Here is a 24518-nt window from a genome sequence, read left to right as displayed (position 1 = left end):
GTATAGAAGTAGTCTTCAATATCACTTTTTTTTCATGTTGATGATTGCGGTATAAATAATTTGGCGCGTTATAGGGAATGGGCTATAATCGCGCCTTCTTTCGGAGAGATGGATGAGCGGTTTAAGTCACCACCCTGGAAAGGTGGCATAGGGGCAACTCTATCGAGGGTTCGAATCCCTCTCTCTCCGCCAATAAAAAACACCCGGATGGGTGTTTTTGTTTTTATATTCGATGCACCTATTTTGCTTTTAATGAATATAGGTGCACGGTCAATAACGACAATATCAATCAGTGTCAGGGTTTCTTTTTCTCTATTGATTTATCGGCTTTTGTGGATTCCGCAGGCGTGTTTTTTTTACCGCCAACGCTGATATCTTTTTTAAGGCCTGCGAATGTCGCTTGTCCAATACCCGGTACCTGATCCAGTTCTTCGACCGTTTTAAAGCCACCATTCTTTTTACGATATTCAATGATGGCCTGGGCTTTAGCTGGGCCTATGCCATTCAGGCTTTCCAATTCGGCCTGGCTGGCTGTATTAATATCGACGGCTGCATGGGCCAGTGGTGATAACAGTAACGACATCAGACAAACTAAAAACATGTATCTCATATATTCTCCTGATCAATAAAATAAAAAACAGGCTAAACAATCAGCCTGCTTCGATTCTAGCGCCAAGAACGCTACAGAGAGGGTGTGTAAATTTAAATTATTTAATAAATGTTAAATATTTTTAATAATTGTGTTTAATGCAACAACTGGGTCGGCAGCTTGGGTAATCGGGCGGCCAATGACGAGATAGTGGGATCCTAAAGAAAGGGCGTCTTTAGGGGTAACAATCCTGGTTTGATCATCCTGGCTAGCATCAACAGGGCGTATACCCGGAGTCACCAGGCAGAAATCACTACCTAATGCTTGCTTGAGCATGGCTGACTCTTGTGCAGAGCAGACTACACCGTGTAAACCTGCTTGCTGGGTTAGTTTCGCCAGTGCTAATACATGATCACTTAAAGAACGTTGTATACCCAATGTATGCAAAGTTGACTCATCCATGCTGGTGAGCACAGTGACAGCAATCAGCAACGGTGCTTTCGCGCCGTAGGCTTTATCAAGCCCTTCTTGTGCTGCCTGCATCATAGGCAAGCCGCCGCTTGCATGCACATTCAGCATCCATACACCTAAGTTTGCAGCTGCCTGGCATGCTTTTGCCACCGTGTTAGGAATATCGTGGAATTTCAAATCAAGAAAAACATCGTAGCCTTGCTTTACTAGCGATTCTACAAACGATGGCCCGGCTGCGGTAAACAGCTCTTTGCCTACTTTCAATTTGCACAGGGCAGGGTCCAGACGATTGACCAATGCCTTTGCAGATTCTGCATCAGCATAATCGAGGGCAACAATAATTTTGCTATCAGTCATATTTGATTACTATTTGGTATGGGAAACACTTACTTGCGTTTGAGCAATTTGATATCACGGATTGTGGCTTCAGTTGGCTCAGCGGGGAGGGATTCCCATGCATTGCATGCCGGGCACTGCCAATGATACTGCTTGGCGCGGAAGCCGCACTGGTCACAATAATAAGCAGCCCGGTCGCCAATCGCATTACGGACGGTTTGCTGCATTAACTGCAAGTCGTGCTGCTCATCATCCAGGATTGCGCGCGCTTGCAACAACTGGTCTAGTGATTTCAGGCTGGGTTTACGGATCAGTTCATTACGTGCCAGTTTTGCGGCGGTTTCAGCACCTTCGGCTTGCAAGGTTGCTTCATACAACACCGACATAATGCTGCTCAACTGGTAGGTTTCAAGATATAGGTTTAATTGGGTTAAGCCTTCTTTTAAACCTTTGATGCCATGTTGCTCCGCCGTGGCATGACTGTCTGGTAATGCCGCATAGCTTTTCAACATCTTCTGCGCGACTAGGCCCAAATATTCAGGGTCCTGCATCTCAATTCTTTTCCAGAATGCAATCGCAGCCGCATGGTCTTCTTGCTGTGCGGCCATATCGCCTAGCAACACGTTGGCACGTACGCAGTTTTTGTTAGCATCGAGTGCCTGCTCAAGGTGATATTTAGCTTCTTGCCAGTTCTGCTGAATAATGGCGTTGACCGCCAGTTCACAGGAGTACTGTGCGATTTCTTTACGGTAAGAAATACCAGAAGAGCCTTCTAACTCAGTCGCAATGGCGATGGCTTGCGACCATTCGCGCTCTTTGACATAAATTTCCAACAAGTGGCGTTGGGCGGCCTGTTCATAACGCGTGTGGCGCAAAGTCTGGAACAGTTCTTCTGCGCGGTCATACAATCCTGCCTTAAAGTAATCTTGCGCCAACTCAACTTTGATCGAAGTCGATTGTTGATCAGTGAGCTCGTAATTTTCCAGCAAATTCATATGTAAATGAATGGCTCGGTCAGTTTCACCGGTGCGGCGGAACAAACTACCCAGTACAAAATGTAATTCTAGCGAATCTTTATTCAGGTAAAGCGCCTCGCTGAACGCATCGACTGCCTTATGATACTGGTCGGCAATCAGCAGATTTAGACCTTTAAAGTAGGTAGCGGGCAGGGAAGTCGATTCTGCAATCAATTGCTTGATATCCACCCTGGCTGCAATCCAGCCCAGTGTGAAAAACAGTGGCAAAATGAGTAGCCACCAATATTCAAATTCAACCAGCATACAAGGTCTCTTTTTTAGGTAGCGCCTATTTTACCTTAAGCGCCAGTAGTGGTGCCATGAATATACTAGTGGCTTGAAGACACGTTGCCAGGATTATATGATCAGCAACCGTAGCAGCAAAAAAAACGGCATCTCAATGAGATGCCGTTTTTATAATTAAAGGCTGATTTACACCATTGCGTCTACACGATCGCGCAGTTCTTTACCAGCCTTGAAGTGAGGCACATACTTGGCTGGCACCTGTACTTTAGTGCCAGTTTTAGGATTGCGTCCCAAACGGGGCGGGCGGTAATTCAAACTGAAACTACCAAAACCGCGGATTTCTATACGCTCGCCAGTTGCCAGGTTTTCTGTCATCGCATCCAGGATGGTTTTGACAGATAACTCGGCATCTTTCAACACTAATTGCGGAAAACGCTGGGCAAGTAAATCAATAAGTTCAGATCTAGTCATGACCTAAAAGCCTTTATTATTTTTTGCTGTCCAATTTAGCTTTCAACAAAGCACCCAGATTAGTGGTACCTGCTGAAGCTTCATCCATAATGACATCATCAGCTTTAGCTTTTTTGGCTTTTTGTTTGCCACCTTTGTCTTCACCGATAGGCGCGCTGTTACCGCTTGGATCTTCTGTCAATTGTTTCACGCCAAGAGAGATACGCTCTTTCTCAACGTCAATTGCCAGAATAACCGCTTGCAGCTCGTCACCTTTTTTGAAGTTGCGGATCGCTTCTTCACCAGACTGTGTCCATGACAGGTCAGACAAGTGAACCAAGCCATCGATGCCGCCTGGCAGACCGATAAATACACCAAAGTCAGTGATAGACTTGATCTGGCCGGATACTTTGTCGCCTTTGGCGTGTGTAGCAGCAAAATCATCCCATGGGTTTGGTTTGCACTGTTTCATACCCAGTGACAAACGACGACGGTCTTCATCGATTTCCAGGATCATGACTTCAACTTCGTCGCCCAATTGAGCGATCTTGCCCGGATGGATGTTCTTGTTGGTCCAGTCCATTTCTGAAACGTGTACCAAACCTTCAATACCTGGCTCTACTTCAACGAATGCACCGTAGTCTGTCAGGTTAGACACTTTACCGAACAGGCGTGTACCAACTGGGTAACGGCGGCTCAATGCCACCCATGGGTCGTCGCCCAATTGTTTGATGCCCAGAGAAACACGGTTTTTCTCTTGGTCGAATTTCAGGATCTTCGCTTCAACTTCTTCACCAACAGTCAGCACTTCAGATGGGTGCTTAACACGGCGCCATGCCAAATCAGTGATATGCAACAGGCCATCGATACCACCCAGATCCACGAACGCGCCGTAGTCAGTGATGTTTTTAACGATACCTTTGATCACAGCACCTTCGGTCAGGCTGCCCAGCAACGCTTCACGGTCGGCACCCAAGGTGTCTTCCATCACTGCGCGGCGAGAAACCACGATATTGTTACGCTTGCGGTCAAGCTTGATAACTTTGAAGTCCCACTCTTTATTTTCGTAAGGAGTAGTATCTTTAACCGGGCGGATGTCTACCAGTGAACCTGGCAGGAATGCCATGATACCGCTGACAGACACACGCAAACCGCCTTTAACACGGCTGCTCACAAAGCCTTTAACGACACGGCCTTCGTTCATGGCTTCTTCCAGATCCAGCCATGCTTGCATTTTCTTCGCTTTTTCGCGAGACAGTTGTGTAGAACCAAAACCGTCTTCCAGCTTTTCGATAGCCACTTTAACGAAGTCGCCTACTGCAACTTCCAGTTCGCCTTGGGCATTTTTGAACTCACCGGCATTAATCACGCTCTCGGATTTAAGACCAGCGTTAACAATCACGAAATCATTGTCTACAGACACTACTTCGGCGGTGATCACTTCACCTGCGCGCATTTCCTGGCGGGCCAGGCTTTCTTCGAAGAGGGCTGCAAAAGATTCGTTAGAAGAGGTTGAATTAGAAATAGAAGCCATTAAAAAATTGTCCAAATTTACACGTAGAACAGCACATGCCGTTGTACGAGCCATTGCTACTCAAGATAAGCAGGCAATGGATGAAGTTAATATTTGTCACATCCAGCTGGCGCCAGATGTAACGCGAATCTGGGACTATACACAAAAAAATTATTCAGTTCAATGACTTAAAGCTTTTTTTATGTGATTTTGGTGGTCTTTTTATAGGCTTCAATTATCAAATCGACGGCTTGGGCGATATTCATTTTCGTAGTATCAACCAGCATCGCATCCGGCAATTGTATTAACGGGGCAGACGATCGCTGTGTATCACGCAGGTCACGTTGTTTTAAATCATCCAGAATCGTGTAGTAATCTGCACGATCACCTCGGTTGATAAGCTGGTCATAACGCCGCTGGGCACGTGTTTCCACGCCTGCAGTGAGGAAAACTTTTAAGATGGCGTCCGGAAAAATGACTGAGCCTATATCGCGCCCATCTCCAACTAGCCCCGGGGATTTCCTGAAGTTTCTTTGTGTCTGCAATAAAGCAGTACGCACTTGCGGGTGGACTGCAACTTCAGATGCCCCTTTGCCCATTTGTTCAGTGCGGATATAGGCACTTACATGTTCCCCATTGAGATATATTTCACCACTCTCGAACCTGATATCCATCTTAACGGCGATATCCGCCAGCGCGGATTCATTAGACCAGGCCACCGATTGTGTATGCGCTGCATAGGCCAGTAAACGGTAAAGCGCCCCGGAATCCAGGTAATGAAAACCAAACGCTTTGGCAACAAGTTCAGCAACGCTACCTTTCCCTGAAGCGGAAGGGCCATCAATGGCTATTACCGGCCATAAAGTTTGTTCAGTCATAAATTTTACTTATCAAATGCTTAAAAACAATGAATTGGATAAAACAACTCGGCTTTTATATGATGTGCTTAACAACAAAGGAGCACAGCATGATTAAAACATTTTCTTTCGCGATACTACATTTCAGCGTTGCCTTCAGCATTGCTTATCTGCTTACCGGCAGCATTCTGATTGGCGGACTGATGGCCCTCATTGAACCAGCGATTAATACGGTTCTGTTTTATTTCCATGAGCGTGCCTGGAACCATCATCAACATGCGCATGCGCCGGTTAATCAGCGAGACGAGCATGAATGGGCTTACGCCGCCTGATTATTGGGCAATGCTACTGAATACCCTGAAATACTCAGGAAAGGTTTTAGCAACACATTTGGGGTCATTAATCGTGATTGGCACACCCGCCAGACTGATCAATGAAAAGCACATTGCCATGCGGTGGTCGTCATACGTGTCGATCACTGCATCTTCTATTAACTTTTCGGGTGGCGTGATCTGAATAAAATCGGCCCCTTCAATCACGCTTGCGCCAACTTTGCGCAACTCAGTCGCCATCGCGGCAATGCGGTCGGTTTCCTTTACGCGCCAACTGGCTATGTTCCGTAAAGTGGTAGTGCCTTTGGTAAACATGGCCATGATTGCCAGCGTCATCGCGGCATCAGGAATATGATTGCAATCCAGGTCTATGCCTTTCAGGTCACCGGTTTTTTCAGCGCGCACATGATTTTCCGCATAGCTTACCCGGCCACCCATTAACTTTGCAGCTTCAGCAAACAGGATATCGCCCTGGATACTGCCTTTGCCTACACCCAGTACAGTGACATCGCCGGCCAGAATACCGGCGGCAATAAAGTAGGAAGCGCTGGAAGCGTCGCCTTCAACGTAAATCTCACCTGGCGATTGATAGCGTGTTGATGCTGGAATATGAAAGCTCTGCCAGCCCTCTCTTTGTACCTGAATGCCAAACCTCTGCATTAAATTCAATGTGATCTCAATATAAGGTTTTGAGATTAACTCACCAACCACTTCAATGGTGGCGGCCTGACCTGTCAGCGGTAATGCCATCAACAAGGCGGTTAAAAATTGGCTGGACACATCGCCGCGTATTTGAATTGGCTGGCTGACATCCAGCGTAGCAGGCGAAATTTGCAGGGGAGGGTAGCCCACATTGCTCTCGTAACTCACTTCTGCACCAGCTTGTCGTAATGCATTGATCAAGTCACCAATCGGGCGCTCGTGCATACGCTGAACACCATGCAGATGATAATGACCATTTGAAAAGGCCAACGCCGCTGTTAGTGGACGAAACGCAGTACCCGCATTACCTAAAAACAAATCGGCTTCTTTATTGGGAAGCGCCCCCCCGCAGCCAGTCACTCTCCAGGTATTTTCCTCAATATTTTCCAGTTTTACCCCAAGCGATTGCAGTGCCTCCACCATTCTTGCAGTGTCGTCTGAATCCAGAAGATCACGAATTACTGTCACGCCCTCAGCAAGTGCCGCCAATAACAAAGTGCGATTGGAAATGCTTTTAGAGCCGGGCAAAGTAATTGACCCAAGCGCTTTGGTATATGAAGGTAAGTGCAGTTGTTCCATATCTATGAATCTTTTAAGTCTTTTATTGAATTTTGGATTTTGCCCAGGCATTACGCGCATGGCTGGCATGTTCAAACAGCGCAAATAAACCTTCATGGTCATTATTTTCGAGTAGCGCAGTCATCTTGCCTATCGCCTGTTGGTATGTGTTGAGTTCTTGCAATAAGGCCTGTTTATTGGCTAGCGCAATGTCACGCCACATTTCAGGGTGGCTACCGGCAATCCGCGTGAAGTCGCGAAAACCACTGGCGGCAAACTTAAACAGCAGTTCAGCATTGTCACGCTTGGCTAAATCTTCCACCAGCGCGAATGCCAACAAGTGCGGCAAATGGCTGACCGCTGCGAATACACTGTCATGTTCTTCCGGGCGCATATTGGATACCAAAGCACCACACACTTTCCATAACTCTGTCACCTTTAATACCGCTTCCGGGTCAGTGACCAAGCCTGGCGTCAGAATTACGTTTTTGCCTATATACAAATCTGCCATCGCAGCAGCTGGACCGCTCTTTTCAGCGCCGGCAATCGGGTGCCCGCCGACAAACTGCTTAAACTGCTCACCGAGCTCGGCTTCGGCATAAGCCATGACATCAGATTTCGTGCTACCTGCATCGGTAATCACCGTCTGTGCTGCAAGGTGCGGAAGAATGGATTTTAAAATGGCTGGCGTTTGTGCGACCGGTGTAGCAATGAGTATCAAGTCTGCATTTTCCAGCGCAATCGCAATATCTGTTTCCGCGCTGTCTATTAATCCCAGGCTCAGAGCTTCTTGCAAGCTTTGATTTGAACGGCCAACGCCGGTGATGTGTGGCGGGTTAGGTAATTTTTTCAGCGCCAGCGCGACTGAACCGCCTATCAATCCTACGCCGAATATCACGATTTTCTTGAACATTCGGGAATTGTATCATGTCATACAACTGCGTCTGAAGTTTGGCTAGACTGGGTTTCAGGCGTATACTTGCTAGCTTGCATTGGGGCTGACCAGGTTTCGACGTGGGTTGCAAAGCAGTGCAGGGCATACCGAGGATTCAGGTTCCCTCGTAAATCCATCTGAAAAAGTATAGTCGCAAACGACGAAACTTACGCTTTAGCCGCTTAATCCCGGCTGAACGCTGCCCCGAAGAGCCTCTCGGTCGGGCCGGGTAACCGGCAGCAGCGTCATTTAGAGAGGATCGTGCGTGGTTGGGTTGCTTAATCACGTATTAAATCTAAGGCAACTCGCTTTACTCTTGCTTGCTCGTTGGTGAGTGTACGGTTAAACATAAACAACACAGCTAAGTATGTAGAACTGTCTGTGGAGGGCTTGCGGACGGGGGTTCGATTCCCCCCAGCTCCACCAATTTAAAGTAGTAAATTAAGAGCCAGCATTTTAATGCTGGCTTTTTTGTGTCTGTAATTTAATATTGATTTCAGATAATTGGTATTTTCCTCTGATTGTTAATAAAAAAGCCACTCAAGGCAAGTGGCTTTCAAACTAACTAAGATTAACGATGGACCTTTTTCAAACCGGTAAAGAATCTGCGCTTTGCTGGCATGCTTAGTTGATCGAAGATCATATTTTTCCATAAGAACTGCGCTTTAATTATTTCTTCATCCAAGCCAACTGCCAAACACTGGTTTAGTTTTTTTCGATGCCTGATTCGCAAAGTAGCAAATGCATGATGTTTTATGCGGTTGAGTGTACAGCTTGGTGCTGCTACTTTACCTGATACCCAGCGTTGAAAAACAGCCGGTTTTACGTTAGCTAACTTGATTGCTTTATGTTTGTTTAATGTACCCAGCTGATCACCAACTTTCAAACTCCAGTTTAATAAACATTTCGTGTGTAATTTTTTAATTTTGATTTTGTTTTTCATTAACTCCCTCCAAAAGTGCAGATAAATCTGCAACCAAAATATTAACATTCCGATAAAAAATGTTAAAAACGATTCCCTACTTTTGTTATGCAAACAATGGGAATGTGTCTGAATTATGCAAAATATCAATTTAAATCAATAGGTTGCTGCACTAATAAAATGACACCAATAACATATCTGTTGATGTATTTTGTAAACATGAAATTAGCCGAGCCAAATTTTTCGCAAACTATTTAGTACATATTTTTGTCACAAAACAAATTAAGCAATTTGATTATTTGAAATATGACCTCTGTACATATCAATGAAGCCAAGCTTGTCCAGGATGTTGAAGTGCTTCGCAGCCAGTTTCCACAAGTAAAAGATTTATACCGTGAAGTATGTCGCTTGATGTTCTTTCGCTATGGGATTCAACCCACTGCCAATAAGCTGTATCAGCTTGTGCGCAAAGGGACTATGTCAACGCCGGTTCAAACGGTGAATAATTTTTGGAACGAACTCAGGCTTAAAAACAGGGTGGATGTTGAGTATTCTGGGTTGCCAGATACTTTGCGTGAATTTGCTGGCGAAGCGCTGAGTACTTTATGGAAATCCGCGCTTGAAGTCGCCAAGCAGAACGTGAAGGAAAAGCATTCTGTTATTAATAACCTGGAAAGCAACAACAAGCTTGAGTTGGAAAACCTTAAAGCCCAGCTAAAAAAAATGGAGAGCCTGAGCGCTGAACAGCATTCAGAATTAACCATGCTTAGAAAGCAGTTGCAGGAAAGTGAAAAAAGATTCCTGATTGACCATCAGGTGTCGGCTACTCAGAAAGAAGCTGTAAAAACGCTGCAAAATGAAAAATCTGCGTTGGAGGGCTCACTAAAAAGCGTCAATAATGAATTTTCAGCAGAATTTAATAAGCTGCATGCAGCCTTGAAATTATCAGAAGACAAATTCAGAAAGCTGGAAGCAAGGTCATTTATAGAAGTTGATCGAGAACGCCAGCGGGCCTGTAAGCTGGAATCTGAAATCAGCGAATTAAAGAAGGCACTCCTGAAAGAGCATGCAGTCACCAAAAGCCAGGCCGCCAAAAATCAGAAACTGGTGAATGAGTTGCGTGAAAATGTTGGCATGATAAAAGGGCAGTTAAAAGAATCACAACGACAGCAGTTGGCAGCTTCAAACAAGCTAAAACAAATTGAGAAAAAAAAGCCTTTGATCAAATAAAACCAAGCCACCTTCTGGCCTGAGGGAAACGATCATGAAAGTTCGATAAACCGGTCTTCGATAAATTTCTTTTCAATATTGTTGCGTTGCATTTCATTGTCCAGTGCTTTGATTTTGTCTTCTAGCGCTTTTTTCTCGCGCTCTGCGTCTTCCAATTGCTCCTGCAAACGCTGATTTTCAGCACTGGCTTCGGCGGTCGGATTGGTTTTTTTGGCAGTTTGTAGCTGTTTTATCTCTAGCCTGAGTTCAGACATAATGGTTTCCGAGTCTTTAGCTTCTGAACGCGCCTTCATGACCATGGATTGATAGCTCTCAATCCGTTTACGCATGGCAGCAAGCTCTGCGTTTTCATCCATGGAGAGGTAGTTACTTTTGCGTAGCTGGTTGGCGATTTCTGCCATGCTACTTTGCAATTTGCTTATTTCATTGACCACAGCTTCACTGGGCATATCACTGGCCTGTTTATCATTACTACTTAAGGAGCTAGTGATAAACATTTCATCCAGGCGTTCATGTATTTCTTTTGATACTTTATCAAATCTCTGCAAGGTATTGATTAATAATGGATCTGGCTGTTTGGAATTCTCTTCCATATTGGAGAAACGTCTATCCAGTATCGCGCACAGCGTTTCAAGATTCTTTGATGAATTTTGCAATTCGGCATTACACCTTCCCAGTGAATTGAAAAATTTTTCTTGTTGCACTGTATTGCTTAATAGCAACTTAACGAGCAAAACAGCTGCGCCGCAACTGATTAACAGTGCAACGCTGCCAAAAACTTCATTAAAGGTATAAGCCATAAATACTCCTAGATCAATTTGATACCTAAATCAATTTGATGTAAGTGATATAACCTGCACCGATGCCAGGTACATTTAATTTATAGTCAGCACGGCCTTCATTGGTTTTTAACGACATTTCCAGGCGTGGAAACTGTCTGCTGACGATGCTGGAGCGTGCCAGTTTAAGTGGGCCATTTTTATTGCTAAGTGACATGCCTGCACCAAACTCATCCATAAATTTACGTGCCTCGTCCAGTTGATCATTTGAAGCAGTACCATTTTTGATAAACGATTGCACCATGGCAGGCTGGTCATTATTCAGTGCCCACAGTATGCCTACTGCACTCATTTCCATAATAGCAAGGGCATTCACTGGCGGCGTTTTTCCATTTTCTCCAAACAAGCCAATTAAATTATTTTCGCTGTAATCTGCCAGCTTTAATTCAGGGCAGGGCTCCAGTGTGAATGCTTGTCCTTTAAGCATGCTGGAGAGCACAGTCATTACGTTTGCGAGCTCTTCACTGGCTTTACCCGATGATTGTTCATTAGAAGAAAAGGGTACAAATTTCGTTAAATATGTTTTTAAATCAGCATCTTGGAATGGTTTGTTAATCACAAATTTAGCACCGCTTTTATAAGCCGATTCTATTTTATCCATGTTGGATTCGGTCGTAATAAAGCCGATTGGAATACGATTATTATAGGTTTGGCATACATGCTGACAAAATTCCAGGCCACTGATTTTAGGCATATGCCAGTCAGTGATGATTAAATCCGGTGTATATTTTTCCAGAATTTCCATTGCAGCTTCTGCGTCGCTCGCACTTCGAATTTCCAGGTTTGGATAATTACAAGATTCAATGACTCTTTTAATAATACTTTGAATAGCTCGACTGTCATCGACAATCAAAAATTTGGCCACACCGCCTGTCACTGTACTCATGATAAAAATTCCCCGGAAGATTCATTATTTACGTTGAAGATCACCAGATTAACCAGGTCCTCATTCGGTTTATCGCTTACAAACAGCATGCTGAATGTCGCATTTTTTTGCAACTCAAGAAACTCAGCCAGCGGAATTTCTCTGGGGAGTCCTAATTTGCTATTTTCACCCACAACGAGGTTACCGCCGAGGATGTTACAGGTCTCTTTTTTTGCATCCTGTATATCTGCCGCTGATAGCGTTTCTGGTGTCAGGCCAAACATATGCGAGGCCACCTTGACTGCCTCTGCGTCATCCAATATCAAACCAATTGCGATTGATTCACGCTGTGGCAGGCTATCAATATACATAGGCAAAATCACTGCCATCAGGCTTTCATGATCATCTATCGCCGAACGGTGATCGCTTTCCTTAAATGCGAAAGGGGTTCCGCTCACAAATGACCATGACTCAGAAATTCTTTTCACCATGTCTGTTGTCGATAACAACTGCATTTGGTATCTCCCAATGTAGAGTTAAGATGCTACAGGGTTAATGCGATAATAAATGTTGAATGAGTGCAGGAAAACCCCATTAATTATTTGTATTATTATCAATGCTCTTTGCGTTGATATATAAATATTATTATTCGCATAATGTATATTATGTTAAATTGGCGAGAAACAAAAAGAGAGCTGTTTTTCCTGAATCGCTAACACCTCTCTTAATGTATTAGCGTTTTTGAAGTTACACAGATAGCGGCAAACAGCCGCTATTTTTATTTGTGACACTCCGGCTTCGGCCAACCTTAATTTCTCTTTCTCGACCTTCCTGTAATACCTTCTGCGTTTCGCCTCAATACGTCCTTCAACCCGAATCACCCAATACAGGTGTTTCAAGTCAATCGCCCACTCTGGTAGCTCGACATATTTACTGCTATCAAATGCCATTTTTTCTTATTCTGTTGTAAAACGTCCGTAATATAAATCTAGTGGCGGCTTTAGCCGCCAGACGTAGCGCCCAGCCGTCCGCGGTGCCCGCTGCCAGCTTGTCGCACTAGGAAACGACAGATTGTTAATAAGTGTAATTAAAAACGGGGTGTTAACAGGTGAAAAAAAAGCACCGAAAAGGTGCTTTGTTTTATTTAAGACGACCTTTAAAGTCAAATACACCCCATATGGTTGAGTCATCTTTGCGCATGGAAAGAATAACCGGGTGGTATGTTTCTTCATCTAAAACTACCGTAGAAAGAGCCGTTTTGACGGTATCAAATTTTTTAGCTTCATCCATGCTCCAAGTCCATTCAGGCGTAGCGTTTTCATCCGAGTGAATCGAACGTAGATACCCAAGCGTGTCTTGAGATTGAATGATGTAAAACATTTAACCATAATAACTACATGGACTTTAAATAACAAGCAAAAAACAGTCTACAGAGAGCGTTAATACTTCGTTTGTGCCGATGGTGCGTGCCAAGTATCCCAGCTCTTCGAATCAAGATTGATGTCTGCATCAAGGGGCTTTTCGCCCCCTGATAACCCCCTTGTAGTCTCATGTGAGGCAGTTACAGTTTTAGCGTCCTCAGGGGCTACTGGTAAGGCGCATATAGCGACAATTTTTGCCTTTTCGTACATTAGATAAGCAGTGCAATCATTAGCTACAGTAATTGAGTAACCAAGCTTTTCCAATTCTGTATTGCTGGCAGTGAAACCGTATTGACCATGAGTTAACTTATAGTAGGTCAGATCTTTATGACCGGCTCTGACACGCCCGATCAAGACAAACGTGAATCCCGAATATGGGTGAATTTCAGTGGAAATGTTAAAAGAAGGGTCACCATGGACCCCTTCAACATCGGCCGTTTCACTGGCTGACCGAAGTTGAACCCCTCCGGAGCGCTGTTGATCACCTTGTAAATCTGTTTGTGAAACTTGATTGCTTTTTCCGCTATTTTTGCTGAGTTCGATGCTTTTGCCTTTTTCATCATTAATCCTTTGAGAAATACTATTGTATGCACGGAATCCCATGTATCCCATAAAGACTACAGCAAGCGCCAAATAAATCCACACTTGATGAAAGCGCCTAGGCTGTTTAGTGTGCATCTCACTAGATTTGTAATACTTGAATGATTCTTTAGGCGGTTTAAACGCCCTCTTTGCTGCAGCATCCAAATTGGCTTTGTTGTCAGTATCGTTATATTCCGGCCATTCGTACAACTTGCGGCCGAGGATGGTGTCACGTATGTGAATGTGGCGGCCGCAGAGGTGCCTTACATTGACGTCTACAAGGTTTGGCTTTTGAGTGAGCAAGATTATGTCTAATCCTGTATGACGATGCGTTTCCAATGCGGCCACGTAGGGCGGTACTTTTGTACCAGCTGCACGTGGACGGTATACGCGTTGCGCCTCATCAAGTATCAAATAGGAGTTAGGCGGGAAAGTAAAATAATCAAGCATCAAAGACTTGTCGTCAGGGTCTTGGCGTTTTTCTGTCCATTCTTCAACTGGAGGCGCTTTTACATGCTCTATTTTTAAATCGGGTATACCCATAACAAAAACAGGCCTCGCATTTGAGGCCTTGTCATTAGCTAGAAGCATTTGCACCAGCAGCGCAGTTTTACCCATGCCTGGCACACCCGTGATGATGGTTATCATAAAACACCCAACCTTTTAACGACCATAAGAGAGGCGGCAGAACTGATACCACCAAGCATAATTCCAATCGATTCAGGAATGCCCATCATTGTGGCTATACCAAGAATGTCGGCTGTAGTGCCGCCAATAGATTGATTAATTAACGTAGTAAGTTGCCCTATTGCCAAATCAAAGCCGGTAACAGTAAGAATGCCGACACCTAAAGCAACCATTACTTTTTTTGCAATAGGCGCAACTAGCGCAAGAATCCAAACAGCCCAAGTCATGTATTAGCCCCTCTCAAACCCATAAATAAGAACATCGCCGCTGACAAGTAGGCAAAGGCCAACATGAACGGTTTAAACATTGATGCATACTGACAAAGCCATGAGTAACTAAAAGTTATGGAGCGGCCAGCAATAGACACAGACTTGTCTGGAGGGCAGGAACCACCGGAGGTAATTTGAACAGGTGCAAAAGAAACTGTTTTGTTGGAGGTAGCAATTGCCCCACCCTCTTCTGCTTCGCCTAATCCAATACATTGAGGTAAGTCAGGGTTGTCCTCGCATGGGTCCGGCCCCTCTTCTTCTTCCTGTGCTGCCTTCTTACAAATTGGATGAGTTGGATTTGTTGCACAAAATGAAGTGACACTTTCCGTTTTTGTCTCTTCTGTTTTTGTGCCGTCAGCGTTTGTTTTTGTAGTGGAACTAGTCACCTGATCGCCGTCTTGAGTTGCGTTTTTTACTTCTGAACTGGTTGTACTTGATGTATTGCCCTTAGTGTCTGTACTGGAATTTGTGGTTGTCGATTGATTAGAATCCTTAACAGGAGTAGCTGAAGATGAACCCTTAGGAACACACACAGGCACACCATTAACATAGCCAAAGCTTTTGCCGTCTTTAAGACAATTAGTTTCTGGTGCATCCACAGGCGGAGGATTTGCATTAGATGGATTTGAAAAAGAAGTAGTTGAAGGTTGACCGCCACAAGTTGCACCTGTGTATCGTGCGTTGTTAACACCAAACCAACAATTACCTACCCTTGCGGCAGAATTATCGACTACTGTGGCAGCACAATTATTTGGCATACAAACACCAGTACCAGAACTAACGTCTACACCGCAATTAAGAGAAAAGGAACCAATCTTGCCTTTATTGGGAAGACAAACATCATCACAAACATTTGTTGTTGTATTTAGGGTTGTATTGGCTGGACAACTTGTGAGTACACAAACTTTATCAAGGACTTTTCCTGAATTTGATTGCAGTGTTGCACCAGTAGGACATTGATAGGCATAGCTATAGGAGGCACCTAACATTTGTGACTGACCGCTAGAGTTTCTAATTGTGATTGAACATGAGCCAGGGAATTCAGCACCAGCCCTTAGGTCGTTTCTTTGTTCAAGTAAAGGAAATTGTGAATAGTTTGAATCATAGTAGTGGCGGCAAGCTGCCTCCATAGTACGAAAAAAACGAGAATCACCGGGTATATATGTAGTTTGTCCAACTGTGTTGTACCAAACAACAGGGGGAACGTTAACTGCGTGAACTAAATTGCTAGCCAACAAGAATAGGAAAAGCAGAAATAGACGCTTCATTTTGTGAGAGTGATAACAGGTAAAACCACAATAAGGAAACCAGCCCAAAGATAAATGTTTGCAAGTTCATTCATTAATGCCTCACTCTTAAATAACGCCATAGAAATGCAATGACGATTGCACCGGATACAGCAGCCCCCAACTCCATACCAGCTTGAAAGTTGGCTGTAGGGTCGCTGGAATCTGTGCAGGGTGTAAATGCAGGAAAGTTGATTGCAGGACATTGAGTAAGGCTACCAGTAGACAAACTGTGAGCGCCCATGCACCAAGCACCAGATACTTTTTCAGGATAGTAAAAAGAAGTTGTTGAATCGTTAACAATGAATGCAGGTTGCATGCTTTGTGCATATGCATCTTGTGCCATTGCCTCACTTGAGTAACAAACATCTTTTAATTGATATCCCATTTTATTATCCAAAAAGGCGAGGTTGATGAGACCCCGCCAGACTCGAAGAAAAGCAGTTAATTAACCTGCTTTGCGTTTCAACCAGAACAGAACACCTACAGTTACAGCCATACCCAAAAACAGGCCACCCAAAGTTACACCGTCAGCCTCAGCAGTTGCGATAGCGTCAGCTACACCAGCAGGTAAAGCTGCATTTGCATTGATAGCTAAGGCAGACAGAGCAGCACCAAAACCATATTTACGAGCTTGTTTGTACAATTTCATGATTACACCCTTTATAAAAAACGGCAGTAAACGACTGCCAACGCAGTGGCCAGAAAGGCCAATTCGATAACGTTCTTAATCAACATATGCGCTTCGCAATATGTAAATGTCCTCTCCCCTATTCCAAGGGATCATTTGTGTGGGATGTTGCCCTGTTACAAATTGGGCGATTTGTGACACCTCGATTAAGGCGTCAATGAAGTCGTTTCCGCCTGCATTACAGGCCATAAGGACTTGGTTAAACTCGATAGGCTTAGGTATGTCACGCGCTTTTAAATAGCGGTGCTGCCCCAGTTCCGCAGTATGTGCGAAGTCCTTATCAATGTATTTTGTAAGGTAACGAACAAGGGAAAAAGTCTTGTGTGTTTCGGTTTGATTACCCCAGCGTTTCTGACGGTATTGAACATCCACTTGACCAAGCGCATTATCCCCAGAATCAGAAATATTGCCACCCAACGCGACATACCAACAGGCACGTAAGAAACGAATGTCCTGACGGCCAACCACAGCACAGTGGAGATGATATGCACCACGGTCCTGTAATTCTGGGACAGCCACGTAAGCATATGATTTGCGCGGGACTGTGACCAAGCGGCCATTGACGAGAATTTTTGTGCGGACAAGTCTAATAAAGCGCTGAAAGATTTCGAAGTACTTTGCACGCTCTGTGATGTTTTCGCGTGTAGTGAGTGTAAGCAGGTGGTCAGCGCCGATTTGACGGATTGCGTAATGAACAGATTTTTTAGCACGTCTTACCGCCCTTTCTAAATTTTCCGCATCTTTAGCGGCTTTTTCTTCATCGGTTAAGGAACGCGGATACGTGGTGAACTCGCCGTATGTCGGCTCTTGAGTCAGCTTAGGTATCGTGTGTTTAATCCGCGTCATGATGAAGTCGATTGTGTTGTTAGCAAATGTCACCGTCTTAAGTTTGTATTCGTGTACGCTTTCAATGCTTCTATGGTTCTTTGGGTCTAAATAGTCGTCATTGACAACTGAATTAAAGGTATTTAAAGTTAGGTCCATGTTTAAGCCATTCCGAGTGGTTTAAATTAGAAAAAGCCAATTGATTCCAGTCAGTTGGCTTTTTTGTTTTCTATCAAGCTGGTTTCACTGGTAAGAGATCAACAATTGACGGAACCAAACGCCCGTTATCCCCTGCCCTATTGCGAACAACGGCGGTATATTTGCCACCCTCTTTGTATGAATTCAATTTGTCCAAATCGCCATAAACAGGAATATTGCCTGCTACCTTGGCTTCAATATCGTAAACTTGGAATGTGCGACGGTGCCATTCAGTACCACGCTGTGATTTGCCGGATTCTGTTTCGCCGATTGATAAAACTTGAATTTGAATACTCATGATTTAAGCCCTTATATAGCCCCTTGTAGATGTGTGCAGATCAACGGGGGCAGGTTCGTTGTCTGTAGAATATATTTGACGTAATGCAATGTAAAATACTTCTAACATTGTGTCAATACTATTTGACGCGTAATATCTGAAAAAAAGGAAAAATAAGTAATGAGATACTTAGTTATGGTTCTGATTGTGGGGCTAGCAATACTTTGGATTGCGAAACACAGAGTAGAAACGGTACAAGAATTCGCTGATAAACAAATATCAAGAGCAACACAAAGGGAATCAGCTCAAAAGGAAGAATCAAGAATTAAAGAAGTAGAAAGAAAAAACTCAACTTTAGTTAAGGTACTGGTAAAAGCAAAAGACATCAGAACTTGTTTAAAAGAAGCAAATACTAGAGTTATAGATAACTCGATTATCGAATGTAACAAAGATCATTACATTGAAGTAAGAAGTGACGAAGCAGAAAAAATGAAGGAGTAAAAAATGGCCGGTTACGCATTAATTGAAGAAGTAAAGAAAAAAACTGGAATTACAAGTGACAACCAAATTGCAGAGGCAATTGGAAAACATAGAAGCAACGTGAGCGCTTGGAAAAGAACAGAACATACACCTGATAGTGAAAGCGTTCTTAAATTGTGCATATTAGGTCAAATTGAACCTAAAAGAGCATTAGAGTTAATGCAAGGTGGTTACGCAAGTTTGTCACTGATGGCAATGACAGGAATAGCCTCTCTAGCCCTACTGGCAAGCCATCCGATCATATCCACTGTATATTATGTTAAATAGTACTGATGTCCATATTACTGCTGTTGGATTTAAGTTATTATCTAAATTCCTCTGTTAAAAGGTACCAAGGATGAAAAACATTTATCTTTGTGTTGCTTCTGTATTCATTGCCAGCTGTACTGCGCAGCATAGTCATATCACTGCTCACCAATTGGATCGTTCCAACGCCTTAACTAAACCGGTACAAATAACCGGCAAGGTTGATCAGGAGTTGAAAAGCGGAATTCTTGGTAGAAGTGTGACGAGCACCGTATACATTTACTTTGATAATGTGTTGCATGTACAAGGTAAATTGGATCGCTATGGTTTTGGTGAGTTGCCAGGCGTTAGTTACCAGGATAAACGTGTTTCGAGCAGCTGCAATTCGAGACCTACCGGTTTAGAAACGGCCGAATTAAGCTGCGAGGTTTTTATTAATAGCGAACACGCAACGACCTTGGTGATGCAGACCAGGAAAAACCGCAAATACTAATCAGCACCCTATTCGAATTTATCTTGGATAAACACATTTAAAATTCGATAGCAGCAAAGAAACTATTCAGGCAAATCCTCGTGCTCTTCAAATATTTCCCTAAAGCGCTCAGCGAGCTTTTCGAATGCGTTGAGTAGCATTGGGTCAAAATGTTCTGGACGTGTACGACCGTCACCTTTTAGCATGATTTGTAATGCATGCTCATGTGTATATGCAGGCTTGTAAGGGCGCTTGCTACGTAATGCATCATATACATCACTAATCACCATGATCCGTGCAGCTAAAGGAATAGCTTCACCTTTTATCCCATTTGGGTAACCAGTACCATTCCAGCGCTCATGATGGTTAAGGGCAATTTCAGCGCCCATCATGGTGAACGGTGATGTGCTGTTTCCGTTGCCAAGAATGCTGTACCCTAATGCTGCATGGGTTTTCATGATTTCCCATTCATCAGGCGTATGTGGGCCAGGTTTAAGCAAAATACGATCGGGGATCCCAATTTTGCCAACATCATGCAGAGGGCTGGCATGGTAAATGGTGTCACAAAATTCGGAACCCATGCCAATATTTGCGGCCAGCTCTTTACAGAAAAAAGCAATACGGTGAATATGATCGCCAGTTTCTTTATCACGGAATTCTGCCGCCCGCAGTATACTGAACATGGAATCAAAATAACTGGTTAACAGCTGTTCTGTACGCTCTTCAACTTGTACCTCAAGTGTACGGCTGTAATTAGTTAAAAAGTCGTTGTATTCCTTCAGACGTAACAGGTTTCTAACCCGAATCCACAGCTCGGCACGGTCTACCGGTTTGGTCACAAACTCCTCTACCCCACATTGTAAAGCGCGCATTCTGGAGTTTCGGTCAACCAGCGCTGTGATCATGATGATAGGGATCACTTTTGTTGCTTCATTACTTTTCAACTTCTCGGCTAACTCAAACCCATTCAGCACCGGCATCATTGCATCCAATAGAATCAGATCCGGCTGATGCTCTTTGATGAGCTCGAATGCCATTTTCCCGTCATTTGCATGCAAGGTGGCATAGCCCTCAGAGGTCAATATGGCATCAAGGTATGTGCGGTTTTTTTCCTCATCATCTGCTATGAGAATGGTCTTGCGCGTGACTTTCATATCCATGTTATTTATCCCCCCGCAAGCTAATTTCAATGTAGGAATTTGCCATAAGGTAGCTTAAGCACGCCTGAAAAATGGCTGGATTAGCTTTAAACTTTGCTGGAGTTTTTTTAAAGTACCGCATCGACTGTTTCCAGAAATTCTTTATAACGGATCGGTTTGGCAATATACCCATCACAGCCTGCGTGACGCATTTTTTCTTCATCGCCTTTCATGGCAAATGCAGTCAGCGCAATAATTTTAATCTTGCTGGTTTTACTATCTTCCTTTAGTAAACGCGCTGCAGTGAGGCCATCCATGCCTGGCAACTGAATATCCATCAGGATAACTTCCGGTAACTGGTTGCGCGCAATATTCAAGCCATCAACAGCGTTTACCGCTTGCAGTACTTCGTGCCCGGAGGTTTCTAACAGCAGTTGTGCGAGTTTCATATTGGTTGGGTTATCTTCAACAATCAGGATTTTTGCCATATTCACCTCTATGCTTTAGATCCTGAGGAGTGTTTTTTATTGCCGGCCAGTGCACGGTGCACTTCACTGAGGAAGTTGCCATGATTAAATTCAGATTTCTCAAGTACCGCCAACACGTGCCCTTTAAGCGTTTGCTGCTCTTGCGGCGACAGGAATTTGGACGTCACAATAATGATTGGGATCTTGGCTGTGCGCGCATCCAGTTTAAGGTTTTCAACTACTTCAAAGCCATTGATTTCCGGCATCATTAAATCTAGTACGATCAAGTCAGGCTGTTGTAATTTGGCGATATGGGTAGCTTCATTGCCGCCATAAGCGCGTAGCACAATGTGCTTTGTATGCTCAAGATGAGATGAGATGATTTCTACCGCTTTAGGGTCGTCATCAACCACTAAAATTTTTGCGCCTGGCTGATTGTGCTCGGGTTTGGTAAAGCCAAGCTTGCTTAATGCCGTTTGCAAATCATCCGCAGAAACAGGTTTTTGTAATACCTGGGCGGCACCTAAAGACAGGCCACGATTACTATCAGCCACAATCGAAAGAATCACTACCGGGATATGCGCAAGCTTGGGGTTGGCTTTTAAGGTAGTCAGGAACTCCCAGCCATCCATGCCGGGAAGAAGAATATCCAGCGTAATTAAATCAGGAGGGCTATTGTCAGCCAAGAGAGCCAGGGCTACTTCGGCAGTAGTCGCACGCGTCACACGACAGTTATCTGATTCAAGCTGTAACCTGATTAAATCCGCGGCCCGGTCATCATCTTCCAGCACCAATACATGTGGGGAATCCGACAGAACCAATTGCCGGATACTTTCGCCGGTTTGTGTGGATGCCAACGCTGCGTCTACCAGGTTGGTTTTGTATTGCAGCCATACCGTAAATGTACTGCCCTCACCCGGTGTGCTGGTCACAGCCACCGCACCGCTATGCAATTCCGCAAGTTTCCTTACCAGTGCCAAGCCCAGGCCGGTGCCTTCAAAGCGCCTTGAAAGCGTGCTTTCAACTTGCACGAAAGGTTGGAAAAGGCGGGTAATATCTTGTGCTTCAATCCCTATTCCGGTATCGGTAATCGCGATCTGGATAAACTGTTCAGCATTACCGATCGGTGAATAATGGCTCTTCGGTATATCTCTAGTCTGTTCAAGCACGTATTCACGCGAAACCAGGCTCGCCTGTAAAGTGATCTGTCCGCCTTCAGGTGTAAATTTAACCGCGTTGGAGAGCAGGTTATAAACGATCTGTTTCACTTTACGGGCATCCAGCCAGGCATTGCCTAATGCATCTGATAAATCGGCCTGTAATTTAATACGTTGGGTAGATGCTTTTTCTTTAATGATAGAAAGGCTGTTTTGCAGCAAACTCTGAACGTCAATGACTTCACCTTCAAGCTCCATACGACCGGCTTCAATCTTTGATAGATCAAGCACATCATTGATCAATGAAAGCAGGTGTTGCCCGCTTTCAAAAATATCATTGACGTAAACTTTCTGTTTGTCTGCGAGGTCGCCAATCAAGCCATCGCGAAGTATTTCCGAGAATCCAATAATGGCATTCAGCGGTGTGCGCAGTTCATGAGACATCGTAGCCAGGAATTCAGATTTCATCTTATCTGCTTCCAATAGCTGTTCGTTTTTTGAGCTGATTTCTTCACTGCGTAAATGCAATTGCTCTGCCAGCAGCTTGAGGTCACCATACTGTTCAATGTTATGCAGGGCTACGCCCAATTGCGCAGAAAGCCGTTCAATAAAGGTCTGATCGCGGTCTGAAATCGGTTGGCTGGCGGCCAGCACCAGCACGGCGAGACATTTATCCTGATAGGTAACAGGGCAAATGATGATACCTGCCGGCTTGATGGAAAGTAACCCTGTTTCCAGGCTGAGGGATGGAAACAGGTCGACATCACGCAATATGAGTGTCTGATTATTTTGAATCGCCTCCCCTATTATTCCGTGGCCAAGTTTAAATTCAGTAAGGATATCCGTCGGCGCAGCATGCGTGCTTTCCAGACGATATAATCCAGCCCATTCATCGTAGCCATAAATTGCAGATACCGGAAATGCATGGTTTCTGGCCAGCGTCTCCAACATGCTTTGCAGGATGTTCGGACGATCGTAATTGGCATTGAACAGCCTTAATATTTCGGTATGCGTCTGGTCATAGATGGCCGCATGTTTAAGGTCAAATTCAATTTGCTTGAACTCGCTCACATTGCGCGCAACGGTGGATAAATGCGTAGGGATGCCATCCGCATTTTTATGTACCACCACTACCTGGGATACCGGGATATCCACCCCTCCCCGGCTGATAAAAGCGGTTTCGCCGCTCCACACTCCCGTGTTGAGCGCTGCAGGAATGGCTTTGTTATGAATCAGATCAATCGCCCATGCAGGGCGCATGCGCGAGATGGCTTGTGAGGCGATATCTTCATTTTCACCAATCCCCAGTAGTTTGCGCCCTCCCCGGTTAAGGTAAAAATAATCGCCTTGAAGGTTAGCGTTTGCAATGAGGTCAGGGGAAGCATCCAGAATATCCGTGAGCCGTTTTTGTTCAGCAGACGCGAGTTTGCGGATGTTAAGATCGCGTTGAATCCGCCAGATGAGTAAAGGGAAGAAAATCAGAATGGCCACAGACATCACAGTAAACAGCACCAGCAAGTCTTTAGCGTGATCCTGCTCTAACCTGGTTCGATCATCCAGCAGGTTCTGCTCTTCAAGTGACATGGCACTGAATACACCTCGAATCTCGAGCATATCTTCCCTACGAATAGAATCTTTACGCAGGAATTCCTTTAATTTGTCTACTGATGCTGTGCGGGCAAAATCTGCAACCTGATTAAAGTAAATCAGGCGCCTATCGATAAGCTTTCTAAGTTGGGTAATTTGTTTTTGCTGGAAGCTATTATCTTTGGTGAGCACCGCAAGTTCAGTAATATCTTTTTGCAACTCGGCTAGCGCAATGTCACGTCGATTAATAGCACTCTCATCACCAGTCAATAAAAAACCGCGTTGAGAGACTTCCAGTTGATTGAATAGCCCTAAACCTCTATCCAGTTTTGAGATGACTTCATTGGTATGGGTGACCCAGCGATTGTTCTCAGAAAAGCGCTGCAAATAAATGATGCTGGTAATACCCAGAATCACTAACAGCGCAAAAAAGCTCATAAACCCATAAATAATGATGGATTCTAAAGCCCAAAGCTCTTTACGTTGCGAATTCCCCGGTACCACCCCACTAAGCATTGCGATTCCTATCTTGTTTTTAATTTCAAGGATAAGTCTGTATTGCTTTTAAGCCGCTGTTTGACGTTAACGGTTCGACAACGTTCAACCATCGTTTACTATTTGTAAGTTTTTGATTTAAAAAAATAATCGAGCATTTTTTTGCATGGGCAATCAAGTGCTCAAAAGCAGTAAGTAAATACATATTTACGCTAATCTATTCGTAGTGTATTTACATGTCAATTATTATTTTTACTTAAATTAATTGTTACAATAACTGATTGAAATTGTTTCTTATTATCGTGTTAAATATTGGCTT

Annotated in this window: 29 protein-coding genes, 1 tRNA gene and 1 other RNA gene; 7 read left to right on the top strand and 24 right to left on the bottom strand. The window is 44.2% G+C overall.

The annotated features are described in order from the left end of the window. The first annotated feature begins 102 nt into the window (after positions 1-102). Positions 103-192 (top strand) — tRNA-Ser (locus ASG24_RS12535). A gap of 103 nt (positions 193-295) precedes the next feature. Here ASG24_RS12535 and ASG24_RS12530 read toward each other — a convergent pair. The 6 genes from ASG24_RS12530 to cmk all read right to left on the bottom strand — a co-directional run bounded on the left by ASG24_RS12530 (position 296) and on the right by cmk (position 5499). Further along, a complete protein-coding gene (locus tag ASG24_RS12530) occupies positions 296-610 on the bottom strand; it encodes a ComEA family DNA-binding protein (protein WP_055871992.1) in 315 nt (104 codons plus the stop codon). Between the two features lie 111 nt (positions 611-721). Next, positions 722-1417 carry an orotidine-5'-phosphate decarboxylase gene (gene pyrF / locus ASG24_RS12525; protein ID WP_055871989.1) on the bottom strand — a complete coding sequence of 232 codons (696 nt, stop codon included), beginning with the start codon at positions 1415-1417 and terminating at the stop codon, positions 722-724. A 29-nt stretch (positions 1418-1446) separates the two neighbouring features. Then, positions 1447-2676, bottom strand: coding sequence for a lipopolysaccharide assembly protein LapB (gene lapB, locus ASG24_RS12520; RefSeq protein ID WP_055871987.1), 1230 nt, complete (start codon positions 2674-2676; stop codon positions 1447-1449). A gap of 168 nt (positions 2677-2844) precedes the next feature. Beyond that, a complete protein-coding gene (locus ASG24_RS12515; RefSeq protein WP_055831407.1) occupies positions 2845-3129 on the bottom strand; it encodes an integration host factor subunit beta in 285 nt (94 codons plus the stop codon). A gap of 16 nt (positions 3130-3145) precedes the next feature. Then, on the bottom strand, positions 3146-4642 hold the full coding sequence (rpsA, locus tag ASG24_RS12510) for a 30S ribosomal protein S1 (protein WP_055871984.1): 1497 nt from the start codon (positions 4640-4642) through the stop codon (positions 3146-3148). A gap of 179 nt (positions 4643-4821) precedes the next feature. Then, positions 4822-5499: a (d)CMP kinase gene (gene cmk, locus ASG24_RS12505; protein WP_055871981.1), complete on the bottom strand. Its 678-nt coding sequence runs from the start codon at positions 5497-5499 to the stop codon at positions 4822-4824. 89 nt (positions 5500-5588) lie between these two features. Here cmk and ASG24_RS12500 point away from each other — a divergent pair, with 89 nt between their 5' ends. Continuing rightward, on the top strand, positions 5589-5810 hold the full coding sequence (locus ASG24_RS12500) for a DUF2061 domain-containing protein (protein WP_055871978.1): 222 nt from the start codon (positions 5589-5591) through the stop codon (positions 5808-5810). Here ASG24_RS12500 and aroA read toward each other — a convergent pair whose 3' ends face one another. Both aroA and ASG24_RS12490 read right to left on the bottom strand, forming a co-directional pair. Further along, positions 5811-7091 (bottom strand): 3-phosphoshikimate 1-carboxyvinyltransferase, encoded by a 1281-nt coding sequence (aroA, locus tag ASG24_RS12495; protein WP_055871975.1) that lies wholly within the window; start codon positions 7089-7091, stop codon positions 5811-5813. It lies immediately after the preceding gene. A 22-nt stretch (positions 7092-7113) separates the two neighbouring features. Beyond that, positions 7114-7983 carry a prephenate dehydrogenase/arogenate dehydrogenase family protein gene (locus ASG24_RS12490; protein WP_055871972.1) on the bottom strand — a complete coding sequence of 290 codons (870 nt, stop codon included), beginning with the start codon at positions 7981-7983 and terminating at the stop codon, positions 7114-7116. 81 nt (positions 7984-8064) lie between these two features. Between ASG24_RS12490 and ssrA the strand changes: the two genes are divergently transcribed. After that, positions 8065-8430, top strand: a transfer-messenger RNA (tmRNA) gene (gene ssrA, locus ASG24_RS14475). A 145-nt stretch (positions 8431-8575) separates the two neighbouring features. On the opposite strand, the gene ASG24_RS12485 is transcribed toward ssrA, so the two are convergent. Next, a complete protein-coding gene (locus ASG24_RS12485) occupies positions 8576-8947 on the bottom strand; it encodes a hypothetical protein (RefSeq protein WP_055871969.1) in 372 nt (123 codons plus the stop codon). 285 nt (positions 8948-9232) lie between these two features. Here ASG24_RS12485 and ASG24_RS12480 point away from each other — a divergent pair, with 285 nt between their 5' ends. After that, the gene (locus ASG24_RS12480) at positions 9233-10156 is read left to right on the top strand and encodes a DNA-binding protein (RefSeq protein ID WP_055871965.1); all 924 of its coding nucleotides are present in this window, start codon (positions 9233-9235) and stop codon (positions 10154-10156) included. Between the two features lie 32 nt (positions 10157-10188). Here the strand turns inward: ASG24_RS12480 and ASG24_RS12475 are convergent, their stop codons facing one another. The 12 genes from ASG24_RS12475 to ASG24_RS12420 form a co-directional block, all read right to left on the bottom strand. Continuing rightward, complete coding sequence (locus ASG24_RS12475; protein ID WP_162241167.1) at positions 10189-10812, bottom strand: hypothetical protein; 624 nt, start codon at positions 10810-10812, stop codon at positions 10189-10191. A 169-nt stretch (positions 10813-10981) separates the two neighbouring features. Further along, positions 10982-11872: a response regulator gene (locus ASG24_RS12470; protein ID WP_162241166.1), complete on the bottom strand. Its 891-nt coding sequence runs from the start codon at positions 11870-11872 to the stop codon at positions 10982-10984. Between the two features lie 5 nt (positions 11873-11877). Continuing rightward, complete coding sequence (locus ASG24_RS12465; RefSeq protein WP_156376566.1) at positions 11878-12375, bottom strand: hypothetical protein; 498 nt, start codon at positions 12373-12375, stop codon at positions 11878-11880. A gap of 153 nt (positions 12376-12528) precedes the next feature. Continuing rightward, on the bottom strand, positions 12529-12810 hold the full coding sequence (locus ASG24_RS12460) for a hypothetical protein (RefSeq protein ID WP_055871953.1): 282 nt from the start codon (positions 12808-12810) through the stop codon (positions 12529-12531). Positions 12811-13000: 190 nt separating this feature from the next. Next, complete coding sequence (locus ASG24_RS14685) at positions 13001-13150, bottom strand: hypothetical protein (RefSeq protein ID WP_156376565.1); 150 nt, start codon at positions 13148-13150, stop codon at positions 13001-13003. 149 nt (positions 13151-13299) lie between these two features. After that, positions 13300-14511 (bottom strand): zonular occludens toxin family protein, encoded by a 1212-nt coding sequence (locus ASG24_RS12455; RefSeq protein WP_055871950.1) that lies wholly within the window; start codon positions 14509-14511, stop codon positions 13300-13302. Next, positions 14508-14777, bottom strand: coding sequence for a DUF2523 family protein (locus ASG24_RS12450; RefSeq protein ID WP_055871949.1), 270 nt, complete (start codon positions 14775-14777; stop codon positions 14508-14510). The genes ASG24_RS12455 and ASG24_RS12450 overlap by 4 nt, the downstream gene beginning before the upstream one ends. Further along, positions 14774-15808, bottom strand: coding sequence for a virulence factor TspB C-terminal domain-related protein (locus ASG24_RS14680; RefSeq protein ID WP_156376564.1), 1035 nt, complete (start codon positions 15806-15808; stop codon positions 14774-14776). Before ASG24_RS14680 ends, ASG24_RS12450 begins: the two co-directional genes overlap by 4 nt. Before the next feature lie 352 nt (positions 15809-16160). Continuing rightward, positions 16161-16493, bottom strand: a complete 333-nt coding sequence (locus ASG24_RS12435) for a hypothetical protein (protein WP_156376563.1) — start codon at positions 16491-16493, stop codon at positions 16161-16163. A 60-nt stretch (positions 16494-16553) separates the two neighbouring features. Continuing rightward, positions 16554-16757: a major capsid protein gene (locus ASG24_RS12430; RefSeq protein ID WP_055871934.1), complete on the bottom strand. Its 204-nt coding sequence runs from the start codon at positions 16755-16757 to the stop codon at positions 16554-16556. A 75-nt stretch (positions 16758-16832) separates the two neighbouring features. Further along, entirely contained in the window at positions 16833-17780 is a 948-nt protein-coding gene (locus ASG24_RS12425) for a hypothetical protein (RefSeq protein ID WP_055871931.1), read from the bottom strand. A gap of 73 nt (positions 17781-17853) precedes the next feature. Next, positions 17854-18117 (bottom strand): hypothetical protein, encoded by a 264-nt coding sequence (locus ASG24_RS12420; protein WP_055871928.1) that lies wholly within the window; start codon positions 18115-18117, stop codon positions 17854-17856. A 159-nt stretch (positions 18118-18276) separates the two neighbouring features. Here ASG24_RS12420 and ASG24_RS12415 point away from each other — a divergent pair, with 159 nt between their 5' ends. The 3 genes from ASG24_RS12415 (at position 18277) to ASG24_RS12405 (ending at position 19375) form a co-directional block, all read left to right on the top strand. Further along, positions 18277-18597 (top strand): hypothetical protein, encoded by a 321-nt coding sequence (locus ASG24_RS12415; protein WP_055871925.1) that lies wholly within the window; start codon positions 18277-18279, stop codon positions 18595-18597. 3 nt (positions 18598-18600) lie between these two features. Beyond that, the gene (locus tag ASG24_RS12410; RefSeq protein ID WP_055871921.1) at positions 18601-18903 is read left to right on the top strand and encodes a hypothetical protein; all 303 of its coding nucleotides are present in this window, start codon (positions 18601-18603) and stop codon (positions 18901-18903) included. A 70-nt stretch (positions 18904-18973) separates the two neighbouring features. Continuing rightward, entirely contained in the window at positions 18974-19375 is a 402-nt protein-coding gene (locus ASG24_RS12405) for a hypothetical protein (protein ID WP_055871919.1), read from the top strand. A 62-nt stretch (positions 19376-19437) separates the two neighbouring features. On the opposite strand, the gene ASG24_RS12400 is transcribed toward ASG24_RS12405, so the two are convergent. The 3 genes from ASG24_RS12400 to ASG24_RS12390 all read right to left on the bottom strand — a co-directional run bounded on the left by ASG24_RS12400 (position 19438) and on the right by ASG24_RS12390 (position 24220). Next, a complete protein-coding gene (locus ASG24_RS12400) occupies positions 19438-20514 on the bottom strand; it encodes an HD domain-containing phosphohydrolase (protein WP_055871916.1) in 1077 nt (358 codons plus the stop codon). 107 nt (positions 20515-20621) lie between these two features. Continuing rightward, on the bottom strand, positions 20622-20981 hold the full coding sequence (locus ASG24_RS12395) for a response regulator (RefSeq protein ID WP_082488096.1): 360 nt from the start codon (positions 20979-20981) through the stop codon (positions 20622-20624). A gap of 8 nt (positions 20982-20989) precedes the next feature. Further along, on the bottom strand, positions 20990-24220 hold the full coding sequence (locus tag ASG24_RS12390; RefSeq protein WP_055871913.1) for a response regulator: 3231 nt from the start codon (positions 24218-24220) through the stop codon (positions 20990-20992). Between the last annotated feature and the right edge of the window lie 298 nt (positions 24221-24518).

Origin of the sequence: Methylophilus sp. Leaf414, assembly GCF_001425425.1 — a bacterium.
GTDB lineage: Bacteria > Pseudomonadota > Gammaproteobacteria > Burkholderiales > Methylophilaceae > Methylophilus.
Note: the sequence above shows the minus strand (reverse complement) of the source record. Positions and strands in the feature narration are given on the sequence as shown.